Origin of the sequence: Conexibacter arvalis, assembly GCF_014199525.1 — a bacterium.
In the GTDB taxonomy this organism is placed as follows: domain Bacteria; phylum Actinomycetota; class Thermoleophilia; order Solirubrobacterales; family Solirubrobacteraceae; genus Conexibacter; species Conexibacter arvalis.
Genome location: NZ_JACHNU010000010.1, coordinates 89,392 through 104,581, shown reverse-complemented (window position 1 = coordinate 104,581; position 15,190 = coordinate 89,392). Strand labels below are relative to the sequence as shown.

The 15,190-nt window shown below is 73.0% G+C and carries 16 protein-coding genes, 1 tRNA gene and 1 pseudogene; 13 read left to right on the top strand and 5 right to left on the bottom strand.

Going from position 1 to position 15,190, the window contains the following annotated elements:
- Positions 1–26 precede the first annotated feature (26 nt).
- From BDZ31_RS23265 to metW, 4 genes are all read left to right on the top strand, one after another.
- Complete coding sequence (locus BDZ31_RS23265) at positions 27–908, top strand: ABC transporter permease (RefSeq protein ID WP_183345667.1); 882 nt, start codon at positions 27–29, stop codon at positions 906–908.
- An 88-nt stretch (positions 909–996) separates the two neighbouring features.
- Positions 997–2,307: an O-acetylhomoserine aminocarboxypropyltransferase/cysteine synthase family protein gene (locus BDZ31_RS23260; protein WP_183345664.1), complete on the top strand. Its 1,311-nt coding sequence runs from the start codon at positions 997–999 to the stop codon at positions 2,305–2,307.
- A complete protein-coding gene (metX, locus tag BDZ31_RS23255) occupies positions 2,304–3,539 on the top strand; it encodes a homoserine O-acetyltransferase MetX (protein ID WP_183345662.1) in 1,236 nt (411 codons plus the stop codon). Before BDZ31_RS23260 ends, metX begins: the two co-directional genes overlap by 4 nt.
- Complete coding sequence (gene metW, locus BDZ31_RS23250; RefSeq protein WP_183345660.1) at positions 3,529–4,122, top strand: methionine biosynthesis protein MetW; 594 nt, start codon at positions 3,529–3,531, stop codon at positions 4,120–4,122. Before metX ends, metW begins: the two co-directional genes overlap by 11 nt.
- A 58-nt stretch (positions 4,123–4,180) precedes the next feature.
- Here the strand turns inward: metW and BDZ31_RS23245 are convergent, their stop codons facing one another.
- The 3 genes from BDZ31_RS23245 to BDZ31_RS23235 form a co-directional block, all read right to left on the bottom strand.
- A complete protein-coding gene (locus tag BDZ31_RS23245) occupies positions 4,181–5,083 on the bottom strand; it encodes a hypothetical protein (protein WP_183345659.1) in 903 nt (300 codons plus the stop codon).
- A 215-nt stretch (positions 5,084–5,298) separates the two neighbouring features.
- Positions 5,299–5,676, bottom strand: a complete 378-nt coding sequence (locus tag BDZ31_RS23240) for a PIN domain-containing protein (RefSeq protein ID WP_183345657.1) — start codon at positions 5,674–5,676, stop codon at positions 5,299–5,301.
- Position 5,677: 1 nt separating this feature from the next.
- Positions 5,678–5,926, bottom strand: a complete 249-nt coding sequence (locus BDZ31_RS23235) for a type II toxin-antitoxin system prevent-host-death family antitoxin (protein WP_183345655.1) — start codon at positions 5,924–5,926, stop codon at positions 5,678–5,680.
- 102 nt (positions 5,927–6,028) lie between these two features.
- On the opposite strand from BDZ31_RS23235, the gene BDZ31_RS23230 reads away from it, so the two are divergent.
- The 7 genes and pseudogenes from BDZ31_RS23230 (at position 6,029) to BDZ31_RS23200 (ending at position 11,425) form a co-directional block, all read left to right on the top strand.
- On the top strand, positions 6,029–6,349 hold the full coding sequence (locus BDZ31_RS23230) for a hypothetical protein (RefSeq protein WP_183345653.1): 321 nt from the start codon (positions 6,029–6,031) through the stop codon (positions 6,347–6,349).
- A gap of 377 nt (positions 6,350–6,726) precedes the next feature.
- The gene (locus BDZ31_RS23225) at positions 6,727–7,032 is read left to right on the top strand and encodes a hypothetical protein (RefSeq protein WP_183345651.1); all 306 of its coding nucleotides are present in this window, start codon (positions 6,727–6,729) and stop codon (positions 7,030–7,032) included.
- Between the two features lie 281 nt (positions 7,033–7,313).
- Positions 7,314–7,874: an HtaA domain-containing protein gene (locus BDZ31_RS23220; protein WP_183345649.1), complete on the top strand. Its 561-nt coding sequence runs from the start codon at positions 7,314–7,316 to the stop codon at positions 7,872–7,874.
- Between the two features lie 166 nt (positions 7,875–8,040).
- Positions 8,041–10,485 carry an HtaA domain-containing protein gene (locus BDZ31_RS23215; RefSeq protein WP_183345648.1) on the top strand — a complete coding sequence of 815 codons (2,445 nt, stop codon included), beginning with the start codon at positions 8,041–8,043 and terminating at the stop codon, positions 10,483–10,485.
- A 222-nt stretch (positions 10,486–10,707) separates the two neighbouring features.
- Positions 10,708–11,010, top strand: a complete 303-nt coding sequence (locus tag BDZ31_RS23210) for a hypothetical protein (RefSeq protein WP_183345646.1) — start codon at positions 10,708–10,710, stop codon at positions 11,008–11,010.
- Positions 11,007–11,231: pseudogene (locus tag BDZ31_RS26275) on the top strand (putative toxin-antitoxin system toxin component, PIN family); the annotation flags it as partial. The gene BDZ31_RS23210 and the pseudogene BDZ31_RS26275, both read left to right, overlap by 4 nt.
- Before the next feature lie 20 nt (positions 11,232–11,251).
- Positions 11,252–11,425: a hypothetical protein gene (locus tag BDZ31_RS23200; protein ID WP_183345644.1), complete on the top strand. Its 174-nt coding sequence runs from the start codon at positions 11,252–11,254 to the stop codon at positions 11,423–11,425.
- 58 nt (positions 11,426–11,483) lie between these two features.
- On the opposite strand, the gene BDZ31_RS23195 is transcribed toward BDZ31_RS23200, so the two are convergent.
- Positions 11,484–11,555 (bottom strand) — tRNA-Ala (locus BDZ31_RS23195).
- Positions 11,556–11,818: 263 nt separating this feature from the next.
- Positions 11,819–12,760 carry an AEC family transporter gene (locus BDZ31_RS23190; RefSeq protein WP_183345643.1) on the bottom strand — a complete coding sequence of 314 codons (942 nt, stop codon included), beginning with the start codon at positions 12,758–12,760 and terminating at the stop codon, positions 11,819–11,821.
- A gap of 190 nt (positions 12,761–12,950) precedes the next feature.
- Between BDZ31_RS23190 and BDZ31_RS23185 the strand changes: the two genes are divergently transcribed.
- Entirely contained in the window at positions 12,951–14,489 is a 1,539-nt protein-coding gene (locus BDZ31_RS23185; RefSeq protein WP_183345641.1) for an ATP-binding protein, read from the top strand.
- Complete coding sequence (locus BDZ31_RS26165; RefSeq protein WP_183345639.1) at positions 14,486–15,163, top strand: response regulator; 678 nt, start codon at positions 14,486–14,488, stop codon at positions 15,161–15,163. The genes BDZ31_RS23185 and BDZ31_RS26165 overlap by 4 nt, the downstream gene beginning before the upstream one ends.
- The last annotated feature ends 27 nt before the right edge of the window (positions 15,164–15,190 follow it).

Genomic DNA, 15,190 nt, shown 5'->3' with positions numbered 1-15,190 from the left:
ACCATGAATCGGAGTGATATCTAGCTATGACTGCTGTCGGGGGTACGGACGCCCCGCCCGCGCCGCGGGACGGCGAGCATCAGGCGCCGCGCCGCGGCCGGGCGGCGCGCGAGGGCCTTCGCAGCGCCGGTCCGCGCGCCCGCCTGCTGCTCGAAGAGGTCGGCGACGTGATGATCCTGACCGGCAAGACGCTGATCTCGGCCGTCCGCCCGCCGTATCCATACGGCGACGAGTTCATCGCGCAGTTCCTGTTCGCGTTGCGGCAGTGCTTCCTGCCGCTGATGCTCACGATCTTCTGCGTCGCCTATTCGGTGCCCGGGTTGCAGGCGGCCAACTTCCTCACCCTCTTCGGCGCGCTCGACCGCATGGGCGGTCTCTTCACGCTCGCCGTGGTGCGTGAATTGGGGCCGATAATATGCGCGATCGTCGTCGCCGGCGCGGCCGGGACCGCGATCACCGCCGACCTCGGCGCCCGCAAGATCCGCGAGGAGCTCGACGCCCTCCAGGTGCTCGGCGTCGACCCGGTCAAGAACCTCGTCGTCCCGCGCTTCCTCGCGCTGATACTGCTGACCGGCCTCTTCGACGTCTTCGCGATCGTCTTCGGCATCACCGGCGGGCTCGTCGCGACGCTCATATACGGCGCGCGGCTGGAGCCGTTCTTCGCCACCTTCTTCACCAGCTCGTCGATAACCGACCTGTGGGGGTCGGTCGTCAAGTCGCTGATCTTCGGCGGCGTGACGGCGATCATCTGCTGCTACAAGGGGATGACGGTCTCCGGGGGCGCGGCCGGCGTCGGCCGCGCGGTCAACCAGGCGATCGTCGTGGTCTTCCTCGGCATAGGCGCGGTCAATTACGTCTTCACCCAGACGCTCCTGGCGACCCACCCGGAGATCAACCTGATCCGGTGAGGCGCGCGGCCACCGCGGGCCCACGTGCGCGCACGTGGCAGACTCCCATGACCCCCGGACCCGATCCAGCACGCAGCGAGGAGACCCGATGAGCGAGCAGCAGCCCCACACGCGCCCGGAGACGATCGCGCTCCACACCGGTCAGCAGCCCGATCCGGCGACCAACGCGCGCGCGGTGCCGATCTACCAGACGACCTCGTACGTCTTCGACGACGCGCAGCACGCGCAGGACCTGTTCGCGCTCGCCGTGCCGGGGAACATCTACACGCGCATCATGAACCCGACGTGGAACGTGCTCGAGGAGCGCCTGGCCGCGCTCGAGGGCGGGGTCGCCGCGCTGGCGCTCGCGTCGGGGATGGCCGCCGTCACCTACTCGGTGCTCAACATCGCCCGCGCCGGGGACAACATCGTCGCCCACTCGACGCTCTACGGCGGCACGTACAACCTGTTCGCCCACACGCTGCCGCAGTACGGGATCGAGGTCCGCTTCGTCGACCCCGACGACGTCAGCGCGCTCGACGGCGTCGTCGACGACAAGACGCGCCTCGTCTTCACCGAGACGATCGGCAACCCGCGCCTGAACGTCGTCGACATCAGAGCGTGGGCCGACGCCGCCCACGCCAAGGGCCTGCCGCTGATCGTCGACAACACCGTGCCGACGCCGATCCTCTCGCGCGTCTTCGACCTCGGCGCCGACGTCTCGGTCCACGCTGCGACGAAGTTCATCGGCGGCCACGGCACCACGATCGGCGGCATGATCGTCGACTCCGGCAGATTCGACTGGGCCGCGCACGCCGACCGCTTCCCCGGCCTGACGAAGCCCGACCCCTCCTACCACGGCGTCGTCTGGACCGACGCGCTCGGCCCCGCCGCCTACGTCGGCCGCGCCCGGACGGTGCTGCTGCGCAACATGGGCGCGGCGCAGTCGCCGTTCAACGCCTTCCTGCTGCTGCAGGGGATCGAGACGCTGCCGCTGCGGATGGAGCGCCACTCCGACAACGCGCTCGCCGTCGCCAAGCACCTCGAGGCCCACGACGGGGTGACCTGGGTCAACTACCCGGGCCTGGAGAGCAGCCCCTACTACGAGACCGCGCAGCGGGTCCTCGACGGCGGGGCCGGCGCGCTCGTCACCTTCGGGATCGCCGGCGGCCGCGAGGCCGGACGCGCCTTCATCGACGCGCTCGGGCTGTTCTCGCACCTCGCCAACATCGGCGACGCGAAGTCGCTGGCGATCCACCCGGCGACGACGACCCACTCGCAGCTCGACGAGGCCGAGCTCGACTCGGCCGGCGTGCCGCAGGACCTGGTGCGCCTGTCGGTCGGCATCGAGCACATCGACGACATCGTCGCCGACCTCGACCAGGCGCTCTCCAAGGCTCGCCAGGCGACGCCTGCGTGAGCGACGGCGTCGGACAGGTCGAGACCAAGACGCTCCTCGTCCATGACGAGGAGCGTCCGCTGGTGCTCGAGTCGGGCGCGCGGCTGACGCATGTCGAGGTCGCCTACGAGACCTACGGCACGCTCGCGCCCGACGGCGGCAACGCCGTCTTCGTCTGCCACGCGCTGTCGGGCGACGCGCACGCGGCCGGCTACCACGAGGGCGCCCGCCGGCCGGGCTGGTGGGACAACATCATCGGCCCCGGCCGCCCGCTCGACACCGACCGCCTCTTCGTCGTCTGCGCCAACGTGCTCGGCGGCTGCAAGGGGACGACCGGGCCGGGCTCGATCGATCCCTCGACCGGCAGGCCGTACGGCTTGCGCTTCCCGCAGCTCGCCGTCCGCGACCTCGTCGCCGTCCACCGCGCGCTGCTGCGCGAGCTCGGCGTCAGACGGCTGCTGGCGGCGGTCGGTGGCTCGCTCGGCGGGATGCAGGTGCTGCAGTGGTCGCTCGACCATCCCGGCGAGCTGGCCGGCGCGGTGATCGTCGCCGCCTCGGGCCGGCTGTCGGCGCAGAACATCGCCTTCAGCGCCGTCGCGCGCGAGGCGATCATGCGCGATCCCGACTTCGCCGGCGGCGACTACTACGCGGCGTCGGTCCCCGAGGCCGCGGAGGCGCCCGCCCGGCCCGACCGCGGCCTCGCGCTCGCGCGCATGATCGGCCACATCACCTACCTGTCGGAGGAGTCGATGCGGCAGAAGTTCGGCCGCCGCATCCAGGATGCCGTCGAGCCGCGCTACGGCTTCGACGTCGACTTCGAGGTCGAGTCCTACCTCGCCCATCAGGGCCAGTCGTTCGTCGAGCGCTTCGACGCGAACACCTACCTCTACATGACCCGCGTCATGGACTACTTCGACCCGTTCGCCGACGCCGCCTACGTCCAGCGCAGCGTGGCCGAGGCCGCCGCGTCGCCGGGCGGGGCGACGAGATATCTCGTGCTGTCGTTCGACTCCGACTGGCGCTTCTCGACCGAGCACGCGCGCGAGATCGCCGACGAGCTGCGCGGTGCCGGCGCGCCGGTCACCTTCCGGGAGCTGTCGGCGCCGCATGGGCACGACTCGTTCCTCTTCCCGATCCCCGAGTACCACCGCACCGTCGCCGGCTTCCTCGACCAGCTGGCGGGCGGGGCTGGGGCGAGACGGGCGGCCGCTGCCGGCGCGGGTGCGGGCACGGGAGCGGCCGATGCGGCCTGACCTCGACGTCGTCGCCGCGCTCGTCGGCCGCGACCTGCGCGTGCTCGACCTCGGCTGCGGCGACGGCGCGCTGCTGGAGGAGCTGATCGAGCGCCGGGGCTGCAGCGGCGTCGGCGTCGAGCGCTCCGACGAGGGCTTCCACGCCTGCGTCGCGCGCGGCGTGCCGGTCACCCACGGCGACCTGCAGGAGGAGCTGTCGCGGACGGCGACCGGCGCCTTCGACTGCGCGATCCTGTCGCTGACGCTGCAGGCGACGCGCGAGCCGCTGGAGGTGCTGAGCGAGATGCGCCGCGTCGCCCCGCGACGGGTCGTCTCGCTGCCGAACTTCGGCCACTGGCGGCTGCGACTCGACCTCGCGCGCACCGGCCGGATGCCGGTCAGCGAGGCGCTGCCCTACCAGTGGCACGACACGCCCAACATCCATCTCTGCACGCTGCGCGACTTCGAGGCGACCGTCGCGGAGATCGGCATGCGGATCGCGCGGCGGGTGCTGCTCGACGCGAGCGGCGGGCGGGCGCCGTCGGCGACCCGCGTCGCCCCGAACCTGCTCGCAGTGCGCGCCGTCTACGTGCTCGAGGACTGAGCGGCGGCGGGCCCGGGCGCGCGGTCGGCGCGGCGCCCGGGCCCTCCTCCGTAACGGTTCAGCGGAGCGTCCCCTTCAGCGGGTCGACCGCGAAGGTGGTGCTGGAGCCGGGGCCGCGCGAGAAGCTGCCGCGCTGGGCGTCGAGCACCCACGGGCGCGGAAGCGCCGCGGCGTCGAGGAAGGCGGTGAACTGTCTCTGGGCGGCGGCGCAGCTCATCGTCGAGCTCGGCGGCAGCACGATCTCGTATCTGCCTCTCGGCAGGTAGAGGCTGCCGATGTTGTCGTCGTGCTCGACCGTGAAGACCGTGCAGAAGGTCGCCGAGCGGCCGCCGCCGTTGGTGCTGCCGCCGGTGCGCGAGACGCTGAAGGCGAACCCGCCCATGTTGTTGTTGAAGGTCGCGTTGCCGCTCGAGCCGGTGATCGTCCACGGCGCCGGGACGCCGCTCGGGCTGTCGAGGAACTGCGCGAAGAGGGTCGACGCGCCGCTGCACGACAGGCCGCTGCGCAGCAGTCTGATCGTGTAGCGGCCCCTCGGCAGCGCGACTGAGCCGATGCGGTCGTTGTGCAGGACGCTGAAGGTGCCGGGGCAGGTGGTCGGGTTGCTCGGCGTCGGCGGACCGGGCGGCGTGACTCTTCTCGCCGGTCTGACGGAGAAGCTCGCGCGGCCGTTCGTGAAGCTTCTCGCCGCGCTGTTCGCCCGCCACGGCGACGGCAGGTGGCCGTCGTAGTCCTGCAGGAAGCTGGCGAACAGCCTCGAGGCCGACGCGCAGCTGAGGTTGGTGACGCGCACGGTGTACGCGCCGGCCGGCAGGTTCATCGCGCCGATCTTGTCGTTGTGCAGCACCTGGAAGGTCGCCGGGCAGGTCCTCGTCGCCGCGTTCGCGGCCCCCGGCGCGAGCAGCGCGATCAGCCCGGCGGCCAATGCCGCCGCGCCGGCGCTCCCGATCACTCTCTTCAACACGACGCTGACCCTCCGCTTTCGCTCGATGACCGGACGATGCGCGCGCCGACGGCGCCAGCCGCCGTGCCCCGCACGCCCTGATCGTTCCCATCGGACGCCGTGCTCAGTGCTTGAGCGTGGCGGCGTGACGCCCGCGCCGCCGGATCCCGGCCCCGGCCGCGCGCCGGCGGCGAAACGGTTCGGCGTGGTGAGACGCCCGGCGCCGCCGGTTCCACTCAGGCGGAGCGGACGTCGACGAGGTCGGCGATGGGAGCGAAGTCGCGCAGGTCGCGCGTGAGCAGCGGCACGCCGTGGACGTTCGCGGTGGCCGCGATCGCGAGGTCGGCGGTGCGGCGCCGTGGCTGACCGCCGCGTGCCGACACTGCGGAGGAGAGCCGTCCCCATTCGCGTGCGACGGCGGCGTCGAGCGGGATCGGATCGAAGGTCGCCTCGACGACGCCGAGCCGCTGTGCCCGTCGCGCGCGTTCGTCGTCGTCGCGCGCGACGAGCAGCCCGAAGTGCAACTCGGCAAGCGAGACGGCGCTGATCGCGCCTTCGATCCCTCGCAGCGGCTCGCCTGCGATCAGCACCGACGTGTCGAGCAGCGCGCGCACCTCAGCCGAACGGGTCGCCGAGATCGGCCGGGAACCGTTCGAGGTCGGCTCTCAGGCGATCCGCATCCGGTGGAGCCGTCGCCCACACCTGCTGGAGCGTCGCATCGTCGACCCACCGACGCCGCGGCGCCGGGCCGAGCTGCGCGGCGGGGCGGCCGGCGACGGTGATCGTGAACTCCTCGCCAGCCTCCGCACGGCGCAGGACGTCGCCGATGTTGTTCCGCAGCTCTCTCTGGGGGATCGACGTCACCGGATCATCGTAGCCAGGCGGTAGCAGAACCGCTACCCGATCGGTGTTGTCGACCGGACGGAGGCGTGCGGCGCGCCGGGGCGAGGCGCCTAGACTGGACGGATGGGGTTCCAGCGAGGCATCGACGGACCCGACGGCTTTCGAGATCGGGTCGGCCGCAACGCGGGCGCGGAGGAGGAGCGGCGCGTCGCGCGCAGCTCCGTCGTCGCCGCCGGCACGCTCGCCTGCCCCGACTGCGACGCGCCGATCGCGCTCGGCGACCGCCCGCTGTCGCCGGCGGCTCCGCTCGGCTGCCCGTTCTGCGGCCACGAGGGTCCGGTTCGAGACTTCCTCTCATTCGCCGCCCCCACCCGCCCGACGCGCGTCGTCGTGCGCGTCGTCCTCGGTCGTCCTCAGATCGAGCGGCGCACAGGTGCCGGCTGAGCGGCGACGGACCCACGCTTGACTGTTTTATGGTAGAATAGGTCCGCGCGGCGCGCTGCTGCTCGCAATGTCATCGACATCGAGAGGTGTGGCGGATGCGCCGATATCTGAACTCGGCGATCGCGTGCGTGTGCGCGGTCGCTTTCATTCTCGCGGCATCCGGGGGCGCGACTGCTTCGACGGGGTTTGGACTCTCGTCGACGTCGGTTGGGGCTAACGGGACGCTCACTATAAACAACCTGATTCAGTGCAATGTGTCCATTCAGTTGTCTCTGAACTCATCGTCGCTTAGCAAGAGAAGGTACTTCAGTCAGGGTAGCTTCAGCGGGTCCATTCTGGGGTGTACGGGGGCCACGTCAGGGGTCTTGCTAAGTCCGATGACGCTTGAGTACTCAGGCTTCTCCGGCACCCTACCGGACATAGGCTCGATCAACTTCGAGATCGGCTCGTTCGGGATGATGTTGAACGGGTTGGTCGTCTGTACAGGGGGTGTCGGGCTATGGGGTTGGCTGTCCAATCCTGTCGGTGGGATAAGCGTGAATCTCGTTGGTGGCAGAGTGTCGACTGTCACGTTCAACGCGACCTCGATACCGCGAAGAGTTGGCAGTGGCCTCTTCTGTCCTATGAGTATCACGGTCACCGGGACGCTCTTCGCCAGTCCGGTGTCGGTCTGGCTAGTGTGAGTCCCGTGCCCTGCGATGTGTGAGCATCGCGCCGGCGCGAGATCTGAGCGCGACGGAGGCTCCGCCTTGTGGTGGGGCCTCCGTGCTGTCGGGGTCTGGCTGGGCGTGGGTCGGACCCGGCTGTCCGTCCTCGCAGGAAGGCTGATCCGACATCGGTTGTAAGGGCGCCCTAATTCTTGTTAGGGTGCCCTAAGTCGCCGCATGGGCGGCGGCGTCTCGGGCCCACGGCTCGAGGGTGCGCCGAGGTGCGCACCAGGGGGTTCCAACCGAAAGGACGTCTCATGTCTCGCAGGCTGTCGTCGCGCGTGCGCGTGCTGCTGTCGCTCGCCGCCGCGCTCATGACCTTCGCCTTCCTCGTCCCGGCCGCCGCGTCGGCCGGCGGAGCCGAGTGGGAGCTGCGCTCGACCTGGCTCAGATACGTCACGAGATGGGGCGGCAGAACGACCGCCCTCAGCCCGGCGACGTTCAGCTCGCCGGTGCTCTCGCTGCCGCAGGCGGCGACCGGCGCGGGCGACGTCGCGCCGTTCGACGGCGGCTTCCGCTCGACCGTCCTGCTGCACGGCATCGACCTTGCGATCGAGGACGTCTCGATCGACTTCAGCACCGGCGACGTCACCGGCTCCGGCTGGTACACGCCGCTGCTGAGCGCGAGAAGAACGTTCAGCGACTGGACGCTGTTCACGCTCACCGGCGGCACGAGATCGGGCACGAACCCGAAGACCTGGACCGGCGCGGTGCCGGAGCTGACGAGCGACGGGGCGGTCGTCTTCAACGGCGGCTCCAACGGCTCGTACGCGGCCGGCGACGAGTTCGGCGTGCTCGACGCGGAGGGCGACTTCTAGTCGCGGATCCGGCATCGCGTCGCCGCCGCGGCGACGGCGAGCCGACCTGCGAGCCGGCCGGGCGATCCCGGCCGGCTCGCCGCACGTGAGCGGGGCGAGGGGGACGCGCCCGGGAACCGGAAGCAAGACGAGGAGTGCGATCGCAGTGAGACGGACGAGCAGGACGTTGGCCGTCGCGGCAGGCGCCGCGGCGCTGGCGATGGCCGCGGCACCCGGCGGAGCCGCCGCGGCACCGGGCTGGACGGGGCCGGCGCCGCTGCCGGCCAGCGAGGCCGCCCCCTATCCGAGCGTCGCCCTCGACGCCGACGGCACCGCCACCGCGCTGTGGCTGCAGAACAGAGGCGAGCAGTCGCTCAAGGCGGCGACCAAGCCGGCCGGCGGCAGCTGGTCGCAGCCGGTGACGCTGCCGGGCAGCTACGCGACGAGCCTGAGAGCGCAGCTCGCCGTCGCCCCCGACGGGTCGGCGACGGCGGTCTGGCGCAACGACGACCGGATCCAGGCGGCGACGCGCGGCGCCGACGGCACGTGGTCGGCGGTCGAGACGATCAGCGCCGCCGGCGAGTCGCCCAGCTCCGCTCCGGCGCTGACGCTCGACGCCGACGGCACCGCCACCGCCGCGTGGGGCCAGGGCTGCGCGGTGATCGTCTCGACCCTCCCCGCGCGCAGCGACACGTGGGCCAACCCGAGAGCGATCTTCACCGTCCCGACCGAGCCGGCCTGCGGCGCGTCGACCGCCGGCTTCGGCACCGTCTCGCGGCCACCGGCGATCGGCAGCGACCGCGCCGGCAACGTGACGGTCGTGTGGCGCACCGGCTCGACCCTCAGCTCCTCGGTCAAGGCGATCCGCAGCTCGGTCCGCACCGGCGGCGCGAGAGGCAGCTGGAGCGCGCCGAAGCTGGTCGCCGAGCCGCCGGCGCGCGTCCCGACCAACCAGTACGAGCCCGAGCTCGTCGTCGACGTCGACGGACGCGCCGTCGTGGCGTGGCCGGTCGACACGGCCGGCGGGGGAGGCGGCGGCGTCGCGACCCGCCCGGCAGGGACCGACGAGCCGTGGGACGCGGCGATCGAGCCGCTTCCCTCGTCCGCGACCGCGACGCCGGCGGTCGCGCTCGACGGGCACGGCCGCGCGAGCGTCGTCTGGGACGTCGCGCAGGACGGCGCGGCGCCGCCGGCGGTGAAGCTGGCGACCGTCTCGGCGAGCGGCGCCTGGAGCGCGCCGGAGACGGTCGCGACGCTGCCCGCCGACGCGCCCGCGTTCGCGCCGCGGCTGACGCTCGACGACGACGGCGGCGCGCTCGTCGCGTGGTCGCGCGCCGGCTCCGCGGGGGCGGCGGTCGAGGCCGCGCGGCGGCCGGCCGGCGGCGCTTGGAGCGCGGTCCGGCCGCTCGCCGCCGACGCGCCGCCGAGAACGATCGTCGGCCTCGCCGGCGACCCGCTCGGCGACGCGACGGTCGTCTGGCCGGTGGGTGCCGAGGCGGGCGACCCGTCCGACACGTCGTCGATCGACGCGCTCGCGAGTGCCCACCACGTCGCCGAGCCGGCGCTGCGGACCGAGTGGAGCGGCCGCGCCGACCCGTCGGCGGGCAGCCTCCGCTCGTGGGTCAGATACCTGTACACGTTCTGGCCGTCGCCGATCCCCGGCGTGCCTGACGGCGCCGGCTTCGTCGAGCTGTCCGACGGCGCCAGCTGGCCCGACCCCGAGGACCGCTTCAGCTGGCGCTGGGGCCAGTCCGACGCCTGGCGCGACGTCACGACCGGCGAGCTGGTGGTCGAGCAGCAGGGGACGCTGCGCTGGGCGATGCCCTCGCACGGCATCGACATCCGCTTCGTGAACCCGACGCTGCGGGTCGCGGCCGACGGGCGCATCGCGCGGCTGATCAGCGACGGCTCGACGAGCGGGTCGATGGAGGACGCGATGGCGGGCAGGGTGACGAGCAGGCCGTTCGACGACCTGCACGTGCTCGACGTCGACCTCGCTCGCGGCGGACACCGCGACGGCGCCGTCAGCGGCCGCCGCAGCTGGATCGGCGCGCCGGCGACGATGACCTCGATCGCCGGGCAGACGCTCGGCGTCACCTACGCCGGCGGGCCGTTCGGCCGCCTGACGTTCAGCGTCCCGGCGACGGTGCCCGACCGCGAGCCGCCGAGACCGCCGGTCGACAACCCGCCGGTCGGCGAGCCCGGCTCCCCGACCGACCAGCCGAGACCGCCGGCGCCCGGCCCGCCGGGCGGCACCGTCAAGCGCCCGGTGCTGAGAGCGGTCAGAGCGGCCCGCCTCAACCGCTCCGGCGTCGCGACCGTCGCGACGGTCGCCTGCCCGCGCGGCGGTGGCGCCTGCCGCGTGCGCGTGCCCCGCACCATCCGCGTGAGGGTCGCCGGCAGACGCTACGGCGTGCGCCTGCTCGCGCCGAAGACGGTCCGAGCGGGCAGACGCGCCGCCGTCCGCGTGCGTCTCTCCAGAGCCGCCCGCACGCGGCTCGCCGGCCGCCGCCTGGCGATCCGCTTCACCCTGCGCGCGAGCGTCAGATCGGCCACGGTCAGACGGACGATCCGCGTCCGCGTGAAGGTGCCGAGAACGACCGCCGGCAGAAGCGCCCGCGACCGGCGCTAGGAACGACTCGGCGGGGCGGCGCTGAACGAGCGCCGTCCCGCCGTCGCGGGGCGCTCGTCAGGAGCGTGCAAGGGGTCAGGCTGCTGCGGCGATCCCAGGGGGCGGGAGTGCTCGATCACGGCTTGCTCGATGTCGGTTCGGGCGATGTCGAGCAGTGCTGCCTTCTCGAGCGCGTGATCGGTCCAACGGACTCGGCTCGGCGCGGACGGCATCCGCGGGACTGTGTCCGCGACGCCGGTGACAGGGCTACACGCGCGCGATACCGTGTCGCGTGTGGCTTCCGGAGACAAGGTCAACCTGGCGCTCGACGCGGAGATGGTCGAGCGTGCGCGTCAGCAGTTGGGCGAGCCCGCTGCCGGTCTTGACGACGCGGCGGTCGTTGAGCGCGCGTTGAACGCCTACCTCCTGCGGCGGCTGGTCGACTCGACGCAGGCCGGCTCCCCCGATCTCTCCGCCGACGAGGCGGAGCGGATCGCCTATGAGGAACTGCACGCCTCGCGCCGTGAGCGGCGCGAGGCTGCGTGATCTGCGTCGTCGTCGATCCGGGCGTCCTCATCTCCGCCCTGATCGGCCCCGCCGGCTCCCCACCCGATCGGATCGTCGAAGCCTGGATCGACGACCGCATCGAGATCGTCGTCAGTCCTGAACTGATCGCCGAGCTGCGCCGCGTCGCGCTGCGCCCGAAGTTCCGGCGCTGGTTCGACGAGGCCAGAGCGCGCGAGCTGATAGCTCGGATCGAACGGCAGGCGACCGTTTGCCGGACCCGGTGCCGATTCCCAGCGTCACCCGCGACCCCGCCGACGACTACCTCGTCGCGCTCGCGCGAGCGCAGCAGGTCGACGCGATCGTCAGCGGCGACCGGGACCTTGTGGAAGCGGGCATCGAACGACCGCCCGTTCAACGGCCCGCCGATTTCATCGGGCTGCTTTCGCGCTCGTAGGCCTCCGCCGAGCGGTCTTGCGCGTCCGGTCGCCGCCGCAGCGGCGCTTTCGGACCAATGGAGGCGGGGGGAATCGAACCCCCAACTCCGCCTTGCAAAGGCGGCGTGTTCCCGTTAGCACTACGCCCCCGGGCCTCCCAATGCTAGCCGGGGCCGGTGGGGCGGCGCGGCGCGGGGGCTGGCCGGCACGGCGCGGGCGGCGCCGCGTGGGGCGGCGCCGCGTGGGGCGGCGCGGCGCGGGGGCTGGCCGGCGCCGGGAGACGCGCGGTCGCGCGGGTCGTGTGCGGCAAGGCCATGCGAGGCATCGGCGACGGCGGCGCGGAGACGGGCGCGGCGTCAGAGCACGCCGACGGCCTGGGCGAGGGCGACGGCGGCGCGGAGACGGGCGCGGCGTCAGAGCAGGCCGACGGCCTGGGCGAGGGCGACGGCGGCGACGCAGACGAGGGCTATCGCGGTCGTCCAGGCGGTGCCGCCAGCGGCGCTTCTGAGGTCGAGGCCGGTGCGGTGGGCGACGAGCACGGTGTTGACGCCGGAGGGCATCGCCGCGAGCAGGGGGTAGGTCGCCGGCAGCTTCACGACGAACAGCGAGAAGGCGAGGACGATCGCGGGCATCAGCACCATCCGCACGCCGATCAGGGCGGCGAGCGCGCGCGTCAGCGGGGGCGGGATCCGCAGCGCGCCCTCCTCGGCCTCGTCGGCGAGCGTGATCCCGACCGCCATGAAGCCGAGCGGGACGGTCGCGAGGATGGCGACTCTGACCGGCAGCTCGAGCAGCTCCGGCGCCCACGACTCGGGCACGAGCAGGCCCGCGATCGCGGCGTAGAGCATCGGATTCCTCAGCAGCGTCGCCGCGATGTGCGGCCCCATCCGTTTGTCCTCGCCGTGGGTCCCGAACAGCGCGCCGATCGTGAAGCTGCCGAAGACGAACGCCGGCATCGAGATCAGCACGTCGTACGCGACCGCCTGGTTGAACTCGGCCTGCGAGAACAGCGCGGCGCACAGCGGCAGGCCGAAGAAGCCGGTGTTGACCTGCACCGCGCAGACCATCAGCGCGCCGGCGGTCGGGCGGTCGAGGCCGAGCGGGCCGCGCGTCAGCCACCACATCAGCGTCGTCGTCGCCGCCAGCGCGGCGCCCGCGACGACGATCCCTATGCCGACGTTCGCCGTCAGGTGGAGCCGCGCCATGCTCACGTAGGCGACGAACGGCATCAGCACCCACAGCATCGTCCGCACGATCCACACGCGCGCGGGGCGGGCGACGCGAGGACCGGCGCGGCGCTCCAGCAGGACGCCCGCGGCGACCGCGAGCAGCACCGTCACGACGACGACGATCAAGCGATTCGTTCGTCGTGGCGATGCGGCATGGCCCCGATGCTGTCACGAATCGGCCCGCGACGCGGTCTCGATGTGCGTATGGCAACCGTATGTGCGCATCTCGCACGATCCGCCAGGGGTGCGGAAGATGGCGCGAATGCGCCCGTCGGCTGCCTCGGCGACCCGGCCAAGACGGGGGTACGCTGGAGCCGTGGCGCGCGTGGACCTCTCCAAGCTCCTCCCGGCCGAACGTCCGCCGCTGTGGACGGGCGTCGTCGCGGCGATCGGCGCCGTCGCGCTCACGACCGGGCTGATCTACCCGCTGCGGGAGATCGTCCCGGCCGTCTCGACCGGCGTCGTCTACCTGCTCGCGGTGCTGCTCGTCGCGACCTGGTTCGGGCTGTGGGTCGGCCTCGGGAGCGCCGTCGCCAGCGCGCTCGCGTTCAATTGGTTCCACATCCCTCCGACCGGTCGCTTCACGGTCGCCGACGCGCAGAACTGGGTCGCGCTGCTCGTCTTCCTCCTCGCCGCCGCGATCGCCTCGACGCTCGCCGAGCTGGCACGGGCGCGCGCGAGGGAGGCCGAGCTGCGCCGCCGCGAGGCCGATCTCGCCGCCGAGCTGGCGCGGCTGCTGCTCGGCGGCAGCGACCTCCGCGCCGCGCTCCCGCTCGCCGCCGAGCGGCTCGCGGATGCGCTCGACCTCGAGGGCGTCGCGATCGAGCTGGAGGAGGCGGGGACCGATGCCCGCCCCGCCGCGGCCGCCGCGAGCCCCGCGCCTGCCGACGCCGGCGACGACGACCCGCTCGCGATCCCGCTCCGTTCCGGCGACGGCCGCCGGATCGCCATGCTGCGGCTGACTTCGCCGCCGCGCGAGCCGACGCGTTCGCGGCTGTGCGAGCGGGTCGTGCCCGGACTGGAGGCGATCGTCGGCGTCGCGCTCGAGCGCGAGGCGATCGCGCACGACGCCGTCGAGACCCGCGCGCTGCGACGCAGCGACGAGATCAAGACGGCGCTGCTGCGCGCGGTCTCGCACGATCTGCGCTCGCCGTTGACCGCGATCGCCGCGGCCGGGGAGGCGCTCGGCTCGCCCAACCTGACCGACGGCGAGCGCGAGGAGCTGGCCGCCGCGGTCGGATCCGAAGCCGACCGGCTCGCGCGGCTGGTCGACAAGCTGCTCGACCTGTCGCGGCTCCAGGGCGGGCAGGCCGACCCGCGGCGCGAGTGGTGCTCGGTCGACGAGGTGCTGCGCGTCGCGATCGCCGAGACGCCGCACGCCGCCGGCTTCAACGTCGGGATCGACCCCGGCCTGCCGCTCGTGCGCGCCGACGCCGTGCAGCTCGAGCGGGCCTTCGCCAACCTGCTGGAGAACGCCGTCCGCTACGGCGGCGACCATCCCGTCGCCGTCCGCGCTCGAGCCGTCGGCCATCGGCTGCTGATCCGGATCGTCGACCGCGGGCCCGGCATCCCCGGCCGCGAGCTGAAGCGCGTCTTCGAGCCGTTCTACCGCGGCCGGGAGCGGAGCGGGACGAACGACGGCGGCCAGGTCGGCTCGGGGCTCGGGCTCGCGGTCGTGCACGGCTTCGTCGAGGCCAACGGCGGCCGCGTGTGGGCCGAGTCGCGGCCCGGCCAGGGGACGAGCTTCGTCGTCGAGCTGCCGGTCGACGGCGAACCGTCGCCCGGCCGCTCGGAACCGGTCGGAGGAGCTCCGCTGACGGCGGCTCGTGCTCCCGGCGCCCGAGGCCGCGCGTGAGCGGTCGCGTGCTCGTCGTCGACGACGAGCTGCAGATCCTGCGTGCGCTGAAGGTGATCCTGCGCGACGCCGGCTACGAGCCGATCGCGGTCGCGACCGCCGAAGAGGCGCTCGACGCCGCCGCGACGCGACCGCCCGACGCGGCGATCGTCGACCTCGTGCTGCCCGACGGCGACGGGATCGAGATCTGCCGCCAGCTGCGCGCCTGGAGCGAGATGCCGATCATGGTGCTGTCCGCGATCGGCGAGGAGGAGCAGAAGGTCCGCGCGCTGGAGGCCGGCGCCGACGACTACGTCACGAAGCCGTTCGGCGCGCGGGAGCTGGTCGCCCGCCTCGGCGCCGCGCTGCGGCGCGCCGGGCGCGCCGCCGACGAGCCGGTGATCGCGGTCGACGGGCTCGAGCTCGACCTCGCGCGGCGGGTCGTGCGGCGCGACGGCGCCGCGGTCCATCTGACGCCGATCGAGTACGACCTGCTGCGCGTGCTCGCGCGCAACCGCGGCCGGCTGCTGACGCACCGCGCGCTGCTCACCGAGGTGTGGGGGCCGGCGTACGGCGAGGACATCCGCACGCTGCGGACCCACATCGCCAACCTCCGCCACAAGATCGAGCCGCCCGGCGACAGCCCCCGCTACATCCGCACCGACCCCGGCGTCGGCTATCGCTTCGCGGCGTGACGGCCGCGTTGGCCGCACGCGACAGGG

Excerpts from the sequence above, each read along its gene's own strand:
- BDZ31_RS23265 (WP_183345667.1), top strand. The coding sequence starts at position 27 with ATGACTGCTGTCGGGGGTACGGACGCCCCGCCCGCGCCGCGGGACGGC.
- BDZ31_RS23260 (WP_183345664.1), top strand. The coding sequence starts at position 997 with ATGAGCGAGCAGCAGCCCCACACGCGCCCGGAGACGATCGCGCTCCAC.
- metW (WP_183345660.1), top strand. The coding sequence starts at position 3,529 with ATGCGGCCTGACCTCGACGTCGTCGCCGCGCTCGTCGGCCGCGACCTG.
- BDZ31_RS23230 (WP_183345653.1), top strand. The coding sequence starts at position 6,029 with ATGGGGTTCCAGCGAGGCATCGACGGACCCGACGGCTTTCGAGATCGG.
- BDZ31_RS23225 (WP_183345651.1), top strand. The coding sequence starts at position 6,727 with ATGACGCTTGAGTACTCAGGCTTCTCCGGCACCCTACCGGACATAGGC.
- BDZ31_RS23220 (WP_183345649.1), top strand. The coding sequence starts at position 7,314 with ATGTCTCGCAGGCTGTCGTCGCGCGTGCGCGTGCTGCTGTCGCTCGCC.